13 protein-coding genes are annotated in these 15,055 nt (G+C 30.7%); 4 read left to right on the forward strand and 9 right to left on the reverse strand.

Annotation, left to right across the window (positions count from 1 at the left end):
* Positions 1–5 precede the first annotated feature (5 nt).
* Positions 6–641 (reverse strand): GTP diphosphokinase, encoded by a 636-nt coding sequence (gene yjbM / locus ACNMOQ_RS10125; protein WP_016999372.1) that lies wholly within the window; start codon positions 639–641, stop codon positions 6–8.
* Between the two features lie 5 nt (positions 642–646).
* Positions 647–1,003, reverse strand: a complete 357-nt coding sequence (locus tag ACNMOQ_RS10130) for a UPF0738 family protein (protein WP_016999373.1) — start codon at positions 1,001–1,003, stop codon at positions 647–649.
* A gap of 135 nt (positions 1,004–1,138) precedes the next feature.
* On the opposite strand from ACNMOQ_RS10130, the gene ACNMOQ_RS10135 reads away from it, so the two are divergent.
* The 3 genes from ACNMOQ_RS10135 (at position 1,139) to ACNMOQ_RS10145 (ending at position 2,981) form a co-directional block, all read left to right on the forward strand.
* A complete protein-coding gene (locus ACNMOQ_RS10135) occupies positions 1,139–1,717 on the forward strand; it encodes a CYTH domain-containing protein (RefSeq protein ID WP_064204859.1) in 579 nt (192 codons plus the stop codon).
* A gap of 95 nt (positions 1,718–1,812) precedes the next feature.
* Positions 1,813–2,172, forward strand: a complete 360-nt coding sequence (locus ACNMOQ_RS10140; RefSeq protein WP_064204858.1) for a globin domain-containing protein — start codon at positions 1,813–1,815, stop codon at positions 2,170–2,172.
* 20 nt (positions 2,173–2,192) lie between these two features.
* The gene (locus ACNMOQ_RS10145; RefSeq protein ID WP_016999376.1) at positions 2,193–2,981 is read left to right on the forward strand and encodes a DsbA family protein; all 789 of its coding nucleotides are present in this window, start codon (positions 2,193–2,195) and stop codon (positions 2,979–2,981) included.
* Positions 2,982–3,771: 790 nt separating this feature from the next.
* Here ACNMOQ_RS10145 and pepF read toward each other — a convergent pair.
* The 4 genes from pepF to spxA form a co-directional block, all read right to left on the reverse strand.
* Complete coding sequence (pepF, locus tag ACNMOQ_RS10150) at positions 3,772–5,577, reverse strand: oligoendopeptidase F (protein ID WP_218688109.1); 1,806 nt, start codon at positions 5,575–5,577, stop codon at positions 3,772–3,774.
* A 47-nt stretch (positions 5,578–5,624) separates the two neighbouring features.
* The gene (locus tag ACNMOQ_RS10155; protein WP_135022200.1) at positions 5,625–6,608 is read right to left on the reverse strand and encodes a competence protein CoiA; all 984 of its coding nucleotides are present in this window, start codon (positions 6,606–6,608) and stop codon (positions 5,625–5,627) included.
* Between the two features lie 45 nt (positions 6,609–6,653).
* Entirely contained in the window at positions 6,654–7,361 is a 708-nt protein-coding gene (mecA, locus tag ACNMOQ_RS10160) for an adaptor protein MecA (RefSeq protein WP_016999379.1), read from the reverse strand.
* A 151-nt stretch (positions 7,362–7,512) separates the two neighbouring features.
* Positions 7,513–7,908, reverse strand: coding sequence for a transcriptional regulator SpxA (gene spxA / locus ACNMOQ_RS10165; protein WP_016999380.1), 396 nt, complete (start codon positions 7,906–7,908; stop codon positions 7,513–7,515).
* A 339-nt stretch (positions 7,909–8,247) separates the two neighbouring features.
* Here spxA and trpS point away from each other — a divergent pair, with 339 nt between their 5' ends.
* Positions 8,248–9,243: a tryptophan--tRNA ligase gene (trpS, locus tag ACNMOQ_RS10170; RefSeq protein ID WP_064204855.1), complete on the forward strand. Its 996-nt coding sequence runs from the start codon at positions 8,248–8,250 to the stop codon at positions 9,241–9,243.
* A gap of 556 nt (positions 9,244–9,799) precedes the next feature.
* On the opposite strand, the gene ACNMOQ_RS10175 is transcribed toward trpS, so the two are convergent.
* From ACNMOQ_RS10175 to ACNMOQ_RS10185, 3 genes are all read right to left on the reverse strand, one after another.
* On the reverse strand, positions 9,800–11,428 hold the full coding sequence (locus ACNMOQ_RS10175; RefSeq protein WP_064204854.1) for a peptide ABC transporter substrate-binding protein: 1,629 nt from the start codon (positions 11,426–11,428) through the stop codon (positions 9,800–9,802).
* A gap of 43 nt (positions 11,429–11,471) precedes the next feature.
* Positions 11,472–13,112: a peptide ABC transporter substrate-binding protein gene (locus tag ACNMOQ_RS10180; RefSeq protein WP_282862775.1), complete on the reverse strand. Its 1,641-nt coding sequence runs from the start codon at positions 13,110–13,112 to the stop codon at positions 11,472–11,474.
* 207 nt (positions 13,113–13,319) lie between these two features.
* Positions 13,320–14,981, reverse strand: coding sequence for a peptide ABC transporter substrate-binding protein (locus ACNMOQ_RS10185; RefSeq protein ID WP_239706379.1), 1,662 nt, complete (start codon positions 14,979–14,981; stop codon positions 13,320–13,322).
* Positions 14,982–15,055 lie beyond the last annotated feature (74 nt).

The following is a 15,055-nucleotide window of genomic DNA, read 5'->3' on the forward strand; positions in this document are numbered from 1 at the left end:
ACCCCTCAATCATGATTATGTTTATTGCTTTTCTGTCTAGAATAATATTTTTGAGCTTCTTGAATTTCTTCACGAATTTCAGACATTTCCTCATCTAATAAAAATGCTGCTTCTGCTGCTCTTTCAAGCCTATTCCTTATTTCTGGAGGATAAGCACCGTCATACTTATATCTTAAAGTATGTTCAATTGTTGCCCAAAAATTCATTGCTAACGTTCTAATTTGTATTTCAGCCAAAACAGTTGTCTTACCATGTAATGTTTCAATAGGATAGCTTATGATGACGTGGTATGAACGATATCCACTTTCTTTAGTGTATTGAATATAGTTTCGTTCTTCTACCACTTCAAAATCTTGACGTTGTCTTAGTAATTCCACAACAACATCTATATCATCAACAAATTGACACATCATTCTTAAACCTGCAATATCATACATTTCTTCCTTTAATCTATCGAAAGGTATGTTACGCTGATTTGCTTTATCAATAATACTTGAAATTGGCTTTACGCGACCTGTAACAAATTCTATTGGCGAAGGTCTATCTAAAGATTCGTATTGTTTACGTAACCCCTTCAATTTAATCTTCAACTCGTCAATTGCTTGTTTATATGGTGCCAAAAATTCGTCCCATTGATTCATAACCATCACTCCGCTTTGTTTAATTCAAATGCTTCTTCTACAGAAGCGACAAATGCTTTACCATAGTTGTGATTATCTGCGATGTTGTCTAGTAAAAATTCCATTTCTTCTTTAAATGAAGTTAATATTAAATGATCGTTCACGATGACCTCTTTATCAAAATTCTCGTGAATCATTGACCATGTTTCTTCGACAAATAATAAATAATCATATTGTTCCCCACTGTCTAGCATATATACAAACGCAAGATTATCGCTATCAACAATCATATGTTCAGCCGGCTTTAATCCATCAGTTGGTTGGTCAGTATAACATTGTATTTGATTATCATTAATTTTAATTTCATTTACATAAATACGCATGACTGTTCCTCCTTATTCCCATTCATTTTAACACATTTTAATTTAAAGATTCATAACATGACTCTATTTTTACATAATTACTTGTTTAACCTATTATCTTCTATAATAATAGTATTAAAGGAAGTGTTAAAGACAATGGGACAAGAATTAGAAATAGAGTTTAAAAATTTACTTACTCAAGAAGAATATTCATCATTAAAACAATATTATTTTAAACAAAACGAACCGTTTAAACAAACAAATCACTACATAGATACAGAAAACCACGATATCATTTCTCAAAAAATGGCACTAAGAATACGTGAGAAAAACAAGCAATATGAAATGACTTTAAAAGTACCACAAAAAGTGGGTTTACTAGAGTACAACGAAGTAGTAGACAGTTTACCACCAATAAATGAACCGTTAGACAAACATTTTTTACCAAAAAATATTTCTGAAATATTAAATAAACAACAAGTTCCCTTAAATGAACTAAAGCTCTTGGGCGACTTAACCACATATAGATTAGAAAAAAGCCTAGATACAGGCCTTCTCGTTTTAGATCATAGCGAATATTTAGGGAAAGAAGATTTCGAATTGGAATTTGAAGTAACAGACTATAATAAAGGAAAAGAAGCCTTTTTAGAGCTACTTGCTGAACATCAAATTGAAAATCGTAAACCAGATAACAAAGTGAAACGCTTTTTTGACGCCCAAAGTCAATCAACATGAATTTGTTTTGATTACAAGTCGAATTACTTTTAAATATATAAGAACATGTTATATTAATATTATCAAGATTGAAATAAGCAAGAAAAGGTGAAATTATGACTCCATATGAAGTAATCGACCCCAAAGATTTATACGACATGATTGATCACTTTTATTACCTTGTAGAAAGGGATACACGGATTAATCATCTTTTCCCTGGTGACTTTGCAGAAACAAGTCGTAAACAAAAACAATTCTTAACACAATTTTTAGGTGGTCCTGCTTTATATACAGAAGAACATGGACACCCTATGTTACGTCAACGTCACATGCCTTTTAAAATAACAACTAAAGAACGAGATGCATGGTTAGAAAATATGGAAAAAGCACTTACGACATCTCATTTAGAAAGAGATATACAAGAATATTTATTTGAAAGACTTAAGCTAACTGCAAATCACATGGTTAACGCTTAATATAGTTGAAGGTGGATAATATGGCCGAAGAATTAAGATTAATCCATGCTAATGAACAAAGTAATGCTGATTTAACACCAGCAAGCAAAATAGAAATATATTCATTTTTCGATCCATTTTGCGAAGATTGTTTTAATCTTTCTTCTACATTAGCAAAGTTAAAAATAGAATATCAAAAATACGTAAAGATTCGTCAGATTTTGAACCCATCTCTTAAAGTATTAACTAAATGTCAGGCTCAAAGTACATGTGAATTTGATAATATAGCACTAGCTTTTAAAGCTGCTGAATTACAAGGACATAATCGAGCTACAAGATTTTTAAATTTAATTCAGAATGAGATTATACCTCATGAAAAAATTATTACAACAGAACTTATTAGAAAATGCGCTTTTAAATCGGGAATAGACTTATCTGTTTTTATAAATGATTTAAAAGAACAAGCTTTAACAGAAAGCCTACAGACGGACATGCATATTGCTCGAGAAATGGATGTAAATATGACACCTTCCCTTGTATTCTTTAATGAAGATATACATTCAGAAGGTTTAAAAGTCGAAGGAACATATCCTTATCATATTTATACGTATATCATTCAAGAATTAATCGGGACAGAAGTTGAGAAACAACTTCCACCTAAACTAATCGAATATATACAATCACAAAAACTCGTTTCCGAGCAAGAAATAGCAACAATATATGAGTGGCCAGAGAAAATTGTAAAAAGAGAACTTAAAAAATTACAATTACAAGGTTACATTGAACAACAAGAATCTATTCATGGAGACTTCTGGAAATATAAGAAATGAAATATACAAACTGAGCCTTGGACAATAAGTTTATTAGACTCAAATCAAACGGGATTGGGAAAGCATTATAAAAACAGCCGAAATTCTTTAGATAATAAGAATTTTGGCTGTTTTTTTGTATGAGGAGCGATGATAATTCACTTTTATTCAGAAATCTAGGGATAAGAAGTGCTCTATGTTGCACGTGAGCTTTGTCTTGCAACTTTCGGAGGCAAAATGTTGCACGTCGATCTTCTCTTGCAACTTTCGGAGGTGCTATATTGCACGTCGACATTCTCTTGCAACATCCAGGGGCAATATGTTGCACGTGAGCTTCGTCTTGCAACATCCGGGGGCAATATGTTGCACGTGGGCTTTGTCTTGCAACTTTCGAGAGGTCACTATTTTTATATTATTGATTCGCAAAATCACATTCTTACTTATTAATACAAAAATAAAAAAGGATTTATCCATTAAGTGAAAACCTACGGATAAATCCTTTTAATTTGAGTATGAATTTTAATCACCCATACTCATGCATGAAAGATTAATTAATCTTTTGGGCTATTGCCTAATAGATAACTTTTGGGATGTTAACTATGAACGAATAAATAAAAAACACCGTGTCTGATTACACGGTGCTTAAACAAAGGGGATGGGAGAAATTTTTCACTTCAAACAAAGGGGTATGTTTGTTATGTGATTAATTTCATATACGTAATATAACATGCTATGTACACATAATTCAACAGAAAACATCGTATTTTTCTATTTGTCACACACTTGTCATATTGGAAACGTGTACATGCTTTTATTCGCCTTTAACCAGTTTTTCAAAGGCATTTAATTTCTCTTCAAATACTTCCATCGCTTCTTCGATTGGTTGTGTAGATGTCATATCGACACCAGCTTTTTTCAATACTTCAATTGGATAATCTGAGCTTCCTGCTTTTAAGAATTCATTGATATATCTTTTAACAGCTGGTTCGCCCTCTTCTAAAATTTGTTTGCTTAATGCTTGTGCAGCACTATATCCTGTAGCATATTGATAAACATAGAAATTATAATAGAAGTGTGGGATACGAGACCACTCTTTAGCAATATTGTCATCTGTTATAACGGCATCACCAAAATACTTTTTATTAAGTTCAGCATATTCATTATTTAATCTTTCAGCCGTTAAAGGTTCGCCGTCTTCTACAATTTTATGGATTAAATATTCGAATTCAGCAAACATTGTTTGTCTGAATAATGTTGCTCTAAATCTTTCAAGTTCTTGGTTTAATAAATATTTACGTTTTTCAGGATCTTCTAAGTTTTTATCCATGTATTCACTTAAAAGTGCTTCGTTTGTTGTAGATGCAACTTCTGCTACAAAGATTGAATAATCACTTTCATTTGATAATTGATGTTTACGACTAAAGTAACTATGAGCAGAATGTCCGAATTCATGAATTAGCGTAAATAAGTCAGAAATTGAATCTGTCCAGTTTAATAAAATAAATGGATTAGTTAAATGTGCACCAGATGAATAACCACCTGAACGTTTACCTTTATTCTCATAAACGTCTACCCATCTATTATTCAATCCTTCTTCAACAACTTCTATATATTCTTGCCCCATTGGTTGTAATGCTTTAACCATCCAATCTTTAGCTTCTTCGTAAGGCATATCAAATGAAGAATCTTGAACTAATGGTGTATACATATCATACATATGCATTTCGTCTAAACCTAATAATTCTTTTCTTAATTCTGTATAACGGTGTAATAAAGGTAGATGCTTATGTACAGTTTCAATTAAGTTATCGTATACATCTTCTGGTATGAAATTATTAGATAATGCTTGTTGTCTAGCAGAATCATAATTGCGTACTTTAGAACTGAATATAGCTGTTTTTACTTTACCACTTAAAGTAGCTGTTAAAGTATTATTATGACTACCATAAGCTTCATATACATTATCGTATGCTGATTTTCTTAATACTCTATCTTCAGATTCTAATAGTTTTATATATGTTCCTTGCGTTAATTCGTGTTCATTACCATCTTTATCAATTGCTGGTTTAAATGTTAAATCAGCATTATTGAACATACCGAAAACATTACTTGGCGTTTGCAATGCTTCGCCCGCTTCAGCTAATATTTTTTCTTCTTTATCGCCTAAAATATGAGGTCTCTTTTTATTTAATTTTTCAATATCAAATCGGTATCTCTTTAATCCGTCATGTGATTCAACGAATTGATTTAATGTATCTTCATCTATAGACATTAATTCAGGTAAAATAAAGCTCCAAGCACTTGCAAATTTATTAGCTAAAGTTGCAGCTTTTGCTTCATATCCAGCGTATTTATCATTAGCAGTATCTTGATCGTGCTTTAAATGTGCATAGACATATACTTTACCTAATTTCTCGTCAATTTCACTATCTAATAATAGAGCGTTATATAGTGTTTCAGCATTATCTTTCAAATGTCCTTTATACTGTTGTTCTTTCCCTAAATAAGACTCTAATTCATTGAAAGCTTCTTCGTATGCTTCATCTGAAGAAAATATTGTTGTTAAATCCCAAGTGTACTTTTCTTCTTGTTCTTCCCTAGTAATTAATTTTGCCATATTAATAGCCTCCTTTGACATTCATATTAATAATTTTCTCATTAATCTCATTTTTTTGCACGTGATAAAGTCATTTTATTAAGTATTGATAAATATGACTTCAAGGCGCTTTTTAAAATGTCTTCCTTGGAATAGTTCACATTATTAAAAGTTCTAAATTTAATGAAAGAATTAAAACGTTCAAAAGTAAACGTACCTTTATTAATTTCTAAATATAAATAACATTGCCACGTTATAGCATTCGTTAAAATATATAATTGTTCAGGTACAATTATTCCTAAAAATTTAGGTCTATTCTTATGTATGAGACCAGATTGATATAATAAGGATAAAGTTGGTTCTAAAACACTTCTTGTTTGTCTACATTTTCCAAGATAATTATTATAAAAATTATCATTCAAAAGAAATGTTGGCACTCTTGATACATTATGTGCTTGTAATAAATCTTCCCATTTTATGATATTCTTTCTAAAAATAAAATGGGAAATATCTAATGATTGTAATTGATCATATTTAATTAGCAACTTACGATTATAATCATATGTAATAAGTGTTCGATGCGTATGATTGATGAGAGCAGCTTCAAAATAACTTAACTTTAATATCCCATTATACTCATTTGCCGGTTTACTTATCCAAATCACATTTAAATTTAAAGCCCTAAATCCTGCTGTTCTGCTACCTAACAACTCTAGATTAATTGGTGAATATTGAAACTCTATAACAAGGTTACGATTTATCAATATGTCTGGTATTTGTTCGATTTCATGCAAATAATATTCCATGTCTATTTGTACTTTCTTATTTAAACTTGAATAAATGTGGTGCTTAGATGCTAAATGGGCTAAAGTTTCTTTCTTATAAACGTTTTTTAAACAATAACTATTAGATTTATGAGCAAAATGAGCAATAGTATGCTTTCCACGTCTAAGAATTAACTCTGAATTACATTCAGGACATCTATACAATTCATTGGATTTTGCATGTTGAGCATATACAAGTTCATTTCTAGTATTTAATCCCATAAGCATAAAAAAACACCTCTTTACTTTATTAAACGTAAAGAGGTGTTAAAATTACTTATTTTTAATTTGATTTTTTGGTTCAAAATATCTCGTGATTTGACCCATTACATTATAACTCATAACAACCTTAGCATAATCATCTAAATATAATTTAGACACTTGAGTTGGATTTGCATACTCTAATAGTTGTCCGTAGAAATCATTAATAATTTCTTCGTTATCTATTTGATCAAATTGTACATAATAATAATATTTGTTGTCTAACATATATAATAAGTCTGTAAATACTAAGTCTTTATGTTCATTATAATGTGCATATTCAATAATATCTTCTAACTCTTCAAATCTAACAAGCAATCCTATATCTTTAGGAACAAATTGCTTTCTAGTTTCTTCATCTTGATCGTTTAAGAGTTCTCCAATATTTTGATCGGAATCGAGTGCTTGAGATAAGAAATCATTGACTTGATATTCTAATTGTTCATTAGATTCTTCATCAGTCATATTTAACAGTTCATCGCCTTTAGACTTAGAAACTGTAACTTCTACACCCTTTTCGAATGCATGCACTTGAATCCATAACGGGCCTTCGACTACGAATTCTTCTTCGTCATTAATTTCATCCATCATTGACCAGAAAAATTCTTCACCACGTTTGCGGTTGGTCCATAAATCTTCTCTCTTGAAACCTCGCGCTTCGATGTCTTGATAAGTTATAAATAATTTTACCGTTGTTTCATCAATTCGTTCTATTCTCATAATGTCACACTCCCTTACTCTAGGAATAGTACATCCATTGTATTATAAACTCTTACATTTTAACAGTAATTTGTTCGAACTATTTTCTTTTATTTTTATACACAAAAATAGCCCCTGTAAACAGGAGCCATAATTCTAATATTAGACCAAATTAGTCAACCATACGTTGAGCTTCTAAAAGTTGGAATGTACGCACTTTGCGTGGTAAGAAACGACGAATTTCATCTTCGTTATAACCAACTTGTAGACGTTTATCATCTAAGATAATTGGACGACGTAATAGTCCTGGGTTATCTTGAATAATTGTATATAGTTCTTGTAGTGGTAATGCATCGATATCCACATTTAATTTTTGATATGTTTTAGAACGAGTTGAAATAATTTCATCTGTTCCGTCTTCTGTCATTTTTAAGATTGATTTAATTTCATCTAATGTTAAGTGTTCTGAAAAAATATTACGCTCCGTATACGGAATGTCATGTTCTTGTAACCATGCTTTCGCTTTACGGCAAGATGTGCAACTTGGTGAAGTAAATAATGTTACCATACATCTCACTCTCCTAATTGAATATTATTTATGTTAAACGTCAGTGAACTTTATAAGATTATATTCCACTTATATATCATTTACCCTATATAGCACTAGGTTAAACATAAATGCTCACTTTGTTTAATTCCTATCTTAACGCTATAAATATATTATATAACTCAAAGATTAAAATTAAATGAGAAAAAACTAATAATTCATTAAAAAGCGAATAAATTATTGATTAATTCAGTGTAAATTGCGCATTTACCTACTCATTAAGAATAACACAACTTACAAATTAATAAAATACTGTTATAATAGTAGAAAGAAATTATGTAGAAAAGAGGCATTTTTTTAATGGAAACTTTATTCTCTGGCATCCAACCTAGTGGGATTCCTACAATAGGAAATTACATTGGTGCGCTGAAACAATTCAATGAAATTCAATATAATTATGATTGCTATTTCTGTATTGTAGATCAACATGCAATAACAGTACCTCAAGATCGACTAAAATTACGTGAAAACACACGTAAGTTAGCAGCTATTTATTTAGCTTCCGGAATCGACCATGAGAAAGCAACATTATTTATCCAATCTGAAGTACCTGCTCACATTCAAGCAGGTTGGATTTTAACAACAATATCTTCAATTGGTGAATTGGAAAGAATGACACAATATAAGGATAAAGCTCAGAAACAATTTCAAGGTATCCCAGCAGGTTTATTAACTTACCCACCTTTAATGGCAGCTGATATTGTACTATATAATACAAATATCGTTCCAGTGGGCGACGATCAAAAACAACATTTAGAATTAACTAGAAATGTAGTAGATCGTTTTAATACTAAATACAATGATATTTTAACTAAACCTTCTATTCATATGCCGAAATTCGGTGCAAGAATTATGAGCTTACAAGATCCAACTAAAAAAATGAGTAAAAGTGATGATAATCAGAAAAACTTTATTTCATTATTAGATGAACCAAACGTTGCCGCTAAAAAAATAAAAAGTGCCGTAACTGACTCTGATGGTATTGTTAAATACGATAAAGAGAACAAACCAGGCATCAGTAACCTACTTGTCATATACTCTAGTATCACAGGTCAAACTGTTGAAGAATTAGAAGCACAATATGAGGGCAAAGGTTATGGAGATTTTAAAACCGATTTATCAGAAGAAGTTAAACGATTCTTAACAGACTTCCAAGAAAAATATAACTATTTCTATGAAAACAAAGATATTCTAGACGAAATTCTTGATCAAGGTAGAGATAAAGCTAGTAAAGTCGCTAATAAGACGCTTAAAAAAATGGAAAATGCAATGGGATTAGGTAGAAAAAGAAAATAATCATAAAATTATGAGACTAGAAGATCAATCCTAACTCAAAATAAATAAGCATATCACTTAACTGATTAATACAGTTTGTAAGTGATATGCTTATTTTTTAAATCTATAATTTTGTTCATACATGGTTGCACTTGATATAGTTTGATCCAGTAGTCACATACTCATACTATCCTACTAAGTGACAGCACTAGACAAATTCGTTATAACTTTCAATTTTTTATACAAAGTTTTCATAGACGACACTGGCAATGTTGAAAAAGCTTGATTTGAACGCATTTTCAATCCAATCAACTACTGCCAATATATAATATAATTTAGGAACAACTTTATGAGACAATAACGGTAGTCTTATTGACTATTCTTACCAAACGTGTCAATAACGGGGTCCTCAATGTATTCATAATGACAGCGATGTTAATACTACACACTAGATTTCGTAAATTAATTCTTAATTATAATAAAAATCTTTATTGTTACTTCCATAATAAAAAGAGTTACTCGTCTAGACATCATAGTCTAAATGAGTAACTCTTATTTAATATTTGTGCATTATTTTTTATTTTTCAATATATGCTTCTTTCAATGTAGATACCCCACCAAATTGGTGATTAACGACGTTTTTAACATTTGGTTTTTGTAGTTGAGCTACACCAACTTGATAAAGTGGTACTATGCCCGCTTCGTTTAACAACATACCTTCTGCTCGTTGTAATTCTTTTAGTCGTTTATCTGGATTTTCAGCTAGTGATGAGTCTGCTGCTTTAATAATTTTGTCATATTCTTTATTAGACCAGCCTGTGTTGTTATGTGAACCATCTGTTACATAAAGCTCTAAGAATGTCATCGGGTCAGGATAGTCTGGTATCCAGTTTTCTAATGACATTTCATATTGTCCTTTAGAAACAACATCTAGTTTTTGTTTAAATGGTTGTTGTTTAATTTTAATATTTACACCATCTAAATTTTTCTCAAGTTGTTCTTTGAAGTATTCAGCATCTCTTTTAGCTGTATCTTTGTCGTATGTCATTAATTCAATCGTAAATTCATCTTTCCCTAATTCTTTTTTAGCTTTTTCAAAATGTTCTTTAGCTTCTTTCACATTGTAGTGATTTTCATTTTTAACGCCATCTTGGTATTCATTACCTTTACTGTCTTTAACAAAGTCTTTTGGCACAAAGTTATCAGCTGGAATAGATCCGTTATTTAAATTATTTTTTACATAAGCTTTTTTATCAATTGCTTTTGCAAATGCTAATCTAAAGTCTTCGTTTTTAAATTCTGGAACTTTATCTTCGTTTAATTTGAAATAATAAGTTATTGTATCTAATTCCGTTGTGTATCCTTTATCATCTTTATATTTATTAACTTGTTCTGCAGGTAATTCAACAATGTCTAATTTATTTGTTTCGTATAAATTTACTGCAGTAGAAGCTTCTTTTACAACTTTGTAATTAACTTTATCCAATTTAACTTTATCTTTATCCCAGTACTCATCGTTTTTCTCAAGTGTAACTTTGTCATCTGTTTTCCATTCAGTCATTTTGAAAGGACCATTATATAATGTGTTTTTCAAAGTTGTACCATATTTATCGCCTTGTTTCTCAACGAATTTTTTATTTTGCGGCATAAACGTACCGAATGAAAGTAATTCTTTATAGTATGGTAATGACTTCGTTAATTCGAACTCTAATGTGTGGTCATCTATAGCTTTTACACCAAGTTCTTCTGGCTTCTTATCTCCAGAATTGACTTCTTCTGCATTTTTAATGTCGAATAGTATATAAGCATATTCAGATGCAGTATCTGGATCAACTACTTTTCTCCAAGCATATACGAAATCATTTGCTGTAACTGGGTCTCCATTAGACCATTTAGCATTTTCTCTTAATTTAACTGTCCACTTTTTACCGTCGTTAGTGATTTTCGGCTCCCCTTTAGCGACAGCCGGAATAGCTTTATCGTCTTTATCTAATGTATACAAACCTTCCATCGTTTGGAAAAACATATCAAATGAAAGTCCATCAGTAGCCATTGCAGAATCCATTGTTGGAACATCTCCATTGATTTGGAGGTTTAATGTTTGCCCATCTTTTGAACTTTTTCCACCGCTTCCTCCTGATGAACAAGCACTCAATACTAAAACTGCAGTTAACAATATCGATAAAATTTTTATACCTTTTGACATGTAACTCATCCCCTTAGTTTCTATTTATTTAAACTATGATTTGTTACTTTTGCTTACTTGCATGCTTTAAGTCTGTGTCTCCCCCAAACTTATGTCTTTCAATGTCATTAACATAACTTTGAGTTAAACGTGCATTACCTTGTTGGTAAATAGGTATAATAGTCGCTTCATCTAATAACAATGACTCAGCATCTTGCATTGCTTCAACACGTTCTTGCTCTTTCTTCAGTAGTTTATTTCCTGAATCCTCAATTTTCTTATCATATTCTTTGTTTTTCCATCCAGTTTCATTCATAACATTATCGCTAGTAAATAATTCTAGGAATGACATAGCATCTGGATAATCAGGAGCCCATCTTCCAAATGAAATTTGATAATCCATACTTGATTCTAATTTTAATTTTTGTTTAAACGGTTGCTGTTTAACTTTAATTTTTACACCAGGTAAATTTTGTTCGATTTGTTCTTTAAAGTACTCAGCGTCTTTCTTGGCATTGTCTTGATCATAAGTTAATAATTCAAATGTAAATTCATCTTTACCAAGATCTTTTTTAGCTTTTTCTAAATGCTTTTTAGCTGATTCTTTATCAAATTTATTTTCTGTTTCGACGCCTTTAGTATAATCTTTACCTTTAGTATCTTTTACAAATTCGGTCGGAACTAATGTTTTAGCTGGTTTAGAACCATTGTTTAAATTACTCTTAACATATTGTTCTCTATCAATCGATTGAGCAATTGCCATTCTTAAATCTTTATTTTTAAATTCTGGTACATCCTTTTGATTCATTCTCATAAAGTAAACTCTAGCTTCTAGTTCGGTATTATAAGCTTTATCTTCTTTATATTTATTTACGTTTTCAGCTGGTATTAAAGCTTCATCAACATCACCAGCATTATACATATTTAAAGCTGTTTGAGGTTCTTTAACAACTTTGAAGTTAACACTGTCTAATTTTACATTTCCTTTATCCCAATACTTATCATTTTTCTTCAAAGTATAATTATCTTCTGTTTTCCAATCTGATAAAGTAAACGGTCCATTATATAATGTATCTTTAGCTGTTGTACCGTACTTATCTCCTTTTTCTTTAACGAATTTTTCATTTTGAGGTAAAAATGAACCGAAAGTAAGTAACTCTTGATAATAAGGTAATTCACGATTAAGTTTAATTTCTAAAGTTTTATCATCAACCGCTTTTACACCTAACTCTTCAGGTTTCTTTTTACCTTTATTAATATCTTCAGCATTCTCGATATCAAACATGATAAATGCATATTCAGAAGCTGTCTTTGGCGTAACTAACTTTCTCCAAGCATAAACGAAATCATTTGCTGTAACTTTCTCTCCATTAGACCACTCAGCATCTCTTAATTCTATCGTCCAAGTTAAACCGTCATCAGATTTCTTTGGATCTCCTTTCGCTATACCCGGAATAGCTTTATCATGTTTATCTAATTTGTACAAACCTTCCATTGTGTTATTCAATACATCAAAAGAAGTTGCATCTGTTGCTAAACTTGAATCCATCGATGGTATATCAGAAATTGAAATAAGACGTAATGACTTGCCATCCCCTGCAGCATCACTGTCCTTCTTTTCCTTTCCACCCCCGCTACATGCTGACAAAACTAAAGTTATCGACAAAAGTACTAATGAAATTAATCTCAACCTCTTCTTTCTCATAAACATATCCCCTTATTCGATTTTTGAAAATTCAGTCATTTTCTGAACTTTCTTTAATTATAAAGATATTTATAATTTGTCGCAACTTAAATTACTATTTTAAAAATTAATTATATTTTTTGAAATTTTTATATACAATAATTGTACTTAAGATAATAAAAAACCTTACAAAACAATTAAGCTTTGTAAGGTTCTATCTATTAAATATTATTTAGCACCCTTTATTTCTACTTCTTTAAGGGTATAATCTCCACCATATTTATGGTTTTGCCAATTTTTGATATAAGGCTGTCTTAAACGTGCTGATCCTGTTTGGAATAGCGGCGCGATAGATGCTGAATCTAAAAATTGCGTTTCTGCATCTTGTAATTTTTTAATTCGCTTATCTTCGTTCTCTTCTTTAAGCATTTCATCTGAATTCGCTTCTTCCAATGCTTTATCATATTCTTCATTAGCATAGCCTGTTTGGTTATGAGGCGAATCAGATGTAAATAAATCTAAGAATGTTGTTGGGTCTGGATAATCTGGGAACCACCCAGCAAATGAAATATCGAAATCTTTTTTAGATTCTAATGCTAATTTCTGTTTAAAAGGTTGTTGTTTAATTTTTAATGTAACACCTGGAAGATTTTTTTCTACTTGTTCTTTAACGAACTCTCCTGCTTTTTTAGATTCATCTTCATCATATGTTAAGAGTTCTATTGTGAATTTATCTTTTCCTAAATCTTTTTTAGCTTTTTCAAGTGATTTCTTAGCATCATCTTTATCAAATTCCAGTGGTGATTTCACACCATCTATATAATCTTTACCTTTACCATCTTTAACGAAATCTTTAATCATTAATGTATCTAATGGTTTAGATCCGTTGTTTAATAAGGAATCGACATAAGATTTTTTATTTACTGATGTTGCTATTGCTTTTCTTAAATCTTCATTCTCTAAATCTTTATTTTTCTCTTTGTTAATTCTAAAGAAATAGCTTCCTGAAGTAGACTGGGTAGAGAAGTCTTCTCTATCTTTATATTTTTTTACGTTCTGTGCATCCAAGCCTACCATATCTAGCTTACCAGTTTGGTACATATTAATTGCTGTTTGTGTATTTTTCACAACTTTGATATTAACATCTTTAAGTTTAACTTTATCTTTATCCCAATATTTATCATTTTTCTCTAATTTCCACTTATCTTCAGATTTCCATTCTGTTAATTTAAACGGGCCGTTTGATAAAGTTGTTTCAGCTGTTGTACCAAAATCATCACCATGTTTTTTTACAAATTTTTCATTTTGCGGCATGTATGAGCTGAATGCTAATAAACTTTCCATCCATGGAACATCTTTTACAAGTTTAATTTCTAATGTTTGATCATCAATTGCTTTAACGCCTAGTTCTTCAGGTTTTTTATCACTGTTTGTAATTTCTTTTGCATTTTCTATATTTTCAAACATATATGAAAATTCAGCAGCAGTATCTGGATCTACAGTACGTCTCCATGCAAATACAAAGTCGTGAGCTGTTACTGGATCGCCATTAGACCATTTAGCATCATCACGTAGCTTAATCGTCCATGTTTTACCATCGCTTGATTTTTCAGGTTCACCTTTTGCTACACCTGGTACTGGCTTATCATCTTTATCTAATACATATAAACCTTCTAATGTTTGTGTAAATGTCGTAAATGAAACTTGGTCAGAAGCTAATGATGGATCCATAGTAGGAATATCATCGCCAGAAGATAAATTTAATTCATTCTTAGATTTAGATTGTTTAATATTATCGCTATTACCTTCTTTTTCGTTGCTACCGCATGCTGCTAACGTTAATATAATCGCAATTATCACTGCAAATAAAGCTGTGAGTTTTCTCTTCATTTTATTACTCCCCTTACATTTAGTGATTTAATAGCTTTCAGTTAATTAATAAGAAGCTTATACAAAAAGGCAAT

The organism is Mammaliicoccus lentus (assembly GCF_947036595.1).
Classification (GTDB): Bacteria; Bacillota; Bacilli; order Staphylococcales; family Staphylococcaceae; genus Mammaliicoccus; species Mammaliicoccus lentus.

Excerpts from the sequence above, each read along its gene's own strand:
- ACNMOQ_RS10185 (WP_239706379.1), bottom strand. The coding sequence starts at position 14,981 with ATGAAGAGAAAACTCACAGCTTTATTTGCAGTGATAATTGCGATTATA.
- mecA (WP_016999379.1), bottom strand. The coding sequence starts at position 7,361 with ATGAGAATAGAACGAATTGATGAAACAACGGTAAAATTATTTATAACT.
- trpS (WP_064204855.1), top strand. The coding sequence starts at position 8,248 with ATGGAAACTTTATTCTCTGGCATCCAACCTAGTGGGATTCCTACAATA.
- ACNMOQ_RS10130 (WP_016999373.1), bottom strand. The coding sequence starts at position 1,003 with ATGCGTATTTATGTAAATGAAATTAAAATTAATGATAATCAAATACAA.
- ACNMOQ_RS10180 (WP_282862775.1), bottom strand. The coding sequence starts at position 13,112 with ATGAGAAAGAAGAGGTTGAGATTAATTTCATTAGTACTTTTGTCGATA.
- ACNMOQ_RS10175 (WP_064204854.1), bottom strand. The coding sequence starts at position 11,428 with ATGTCAAAAGGTATAAAAATTTTATCGATATTGTTAACTGCAGTTTTA.
- ACNMOQ_RS10135 (WP_064204859.1), top strand. The coding sequence starts at position 1,139 with ATGGGACAAGAATTAGAAATAGAGTTTAAAAATTTACTTACTCAAGAA.
- ACNMOQ_RS10155 (WP_135022200.1), bottom strand. The coding sequence starts at position 6,608 with ATGCTTATGGGATTAAATACTAGAAATGAACTTGTATATGCTCAACAT.
- spxA (WP_016999380.1), bottom strand. The coding sequence starts at position 7,908 with ATGGTAACATTATTTACTTCACCAAGTTGCACATCTTGCCGTAAAGCG.
- ACNMOQ_RS10140 (WP_064204858.1), top strand. The coding sequence starts at position 1,813 with ATGACTCCATATGAAGTAATCGACCCCAAAGATTTATACGACATGATT.
- yjbM (WP_016999372.1), bottom strand. The coding sequence starts at position 641 with ATGAATCAATGGGACGAATTTTTGGCACCATATAAACAAGCAATTGAC.
- ACNMOQ_RS10145 (WP_016999376.1), top strand. The coding sequence starts at position 2,193 with ATGGCCGAAGAATTAAGATTAATCCATGCTAATGAACAAAGTAATGCT.
- pepF (WP_218688109.1), bottom strand. The coding sequence starts at position 5,577 with ATGGCAAAATTAATTACTAGGGAAGAACAAGAAGAAAAGTACACTTGG.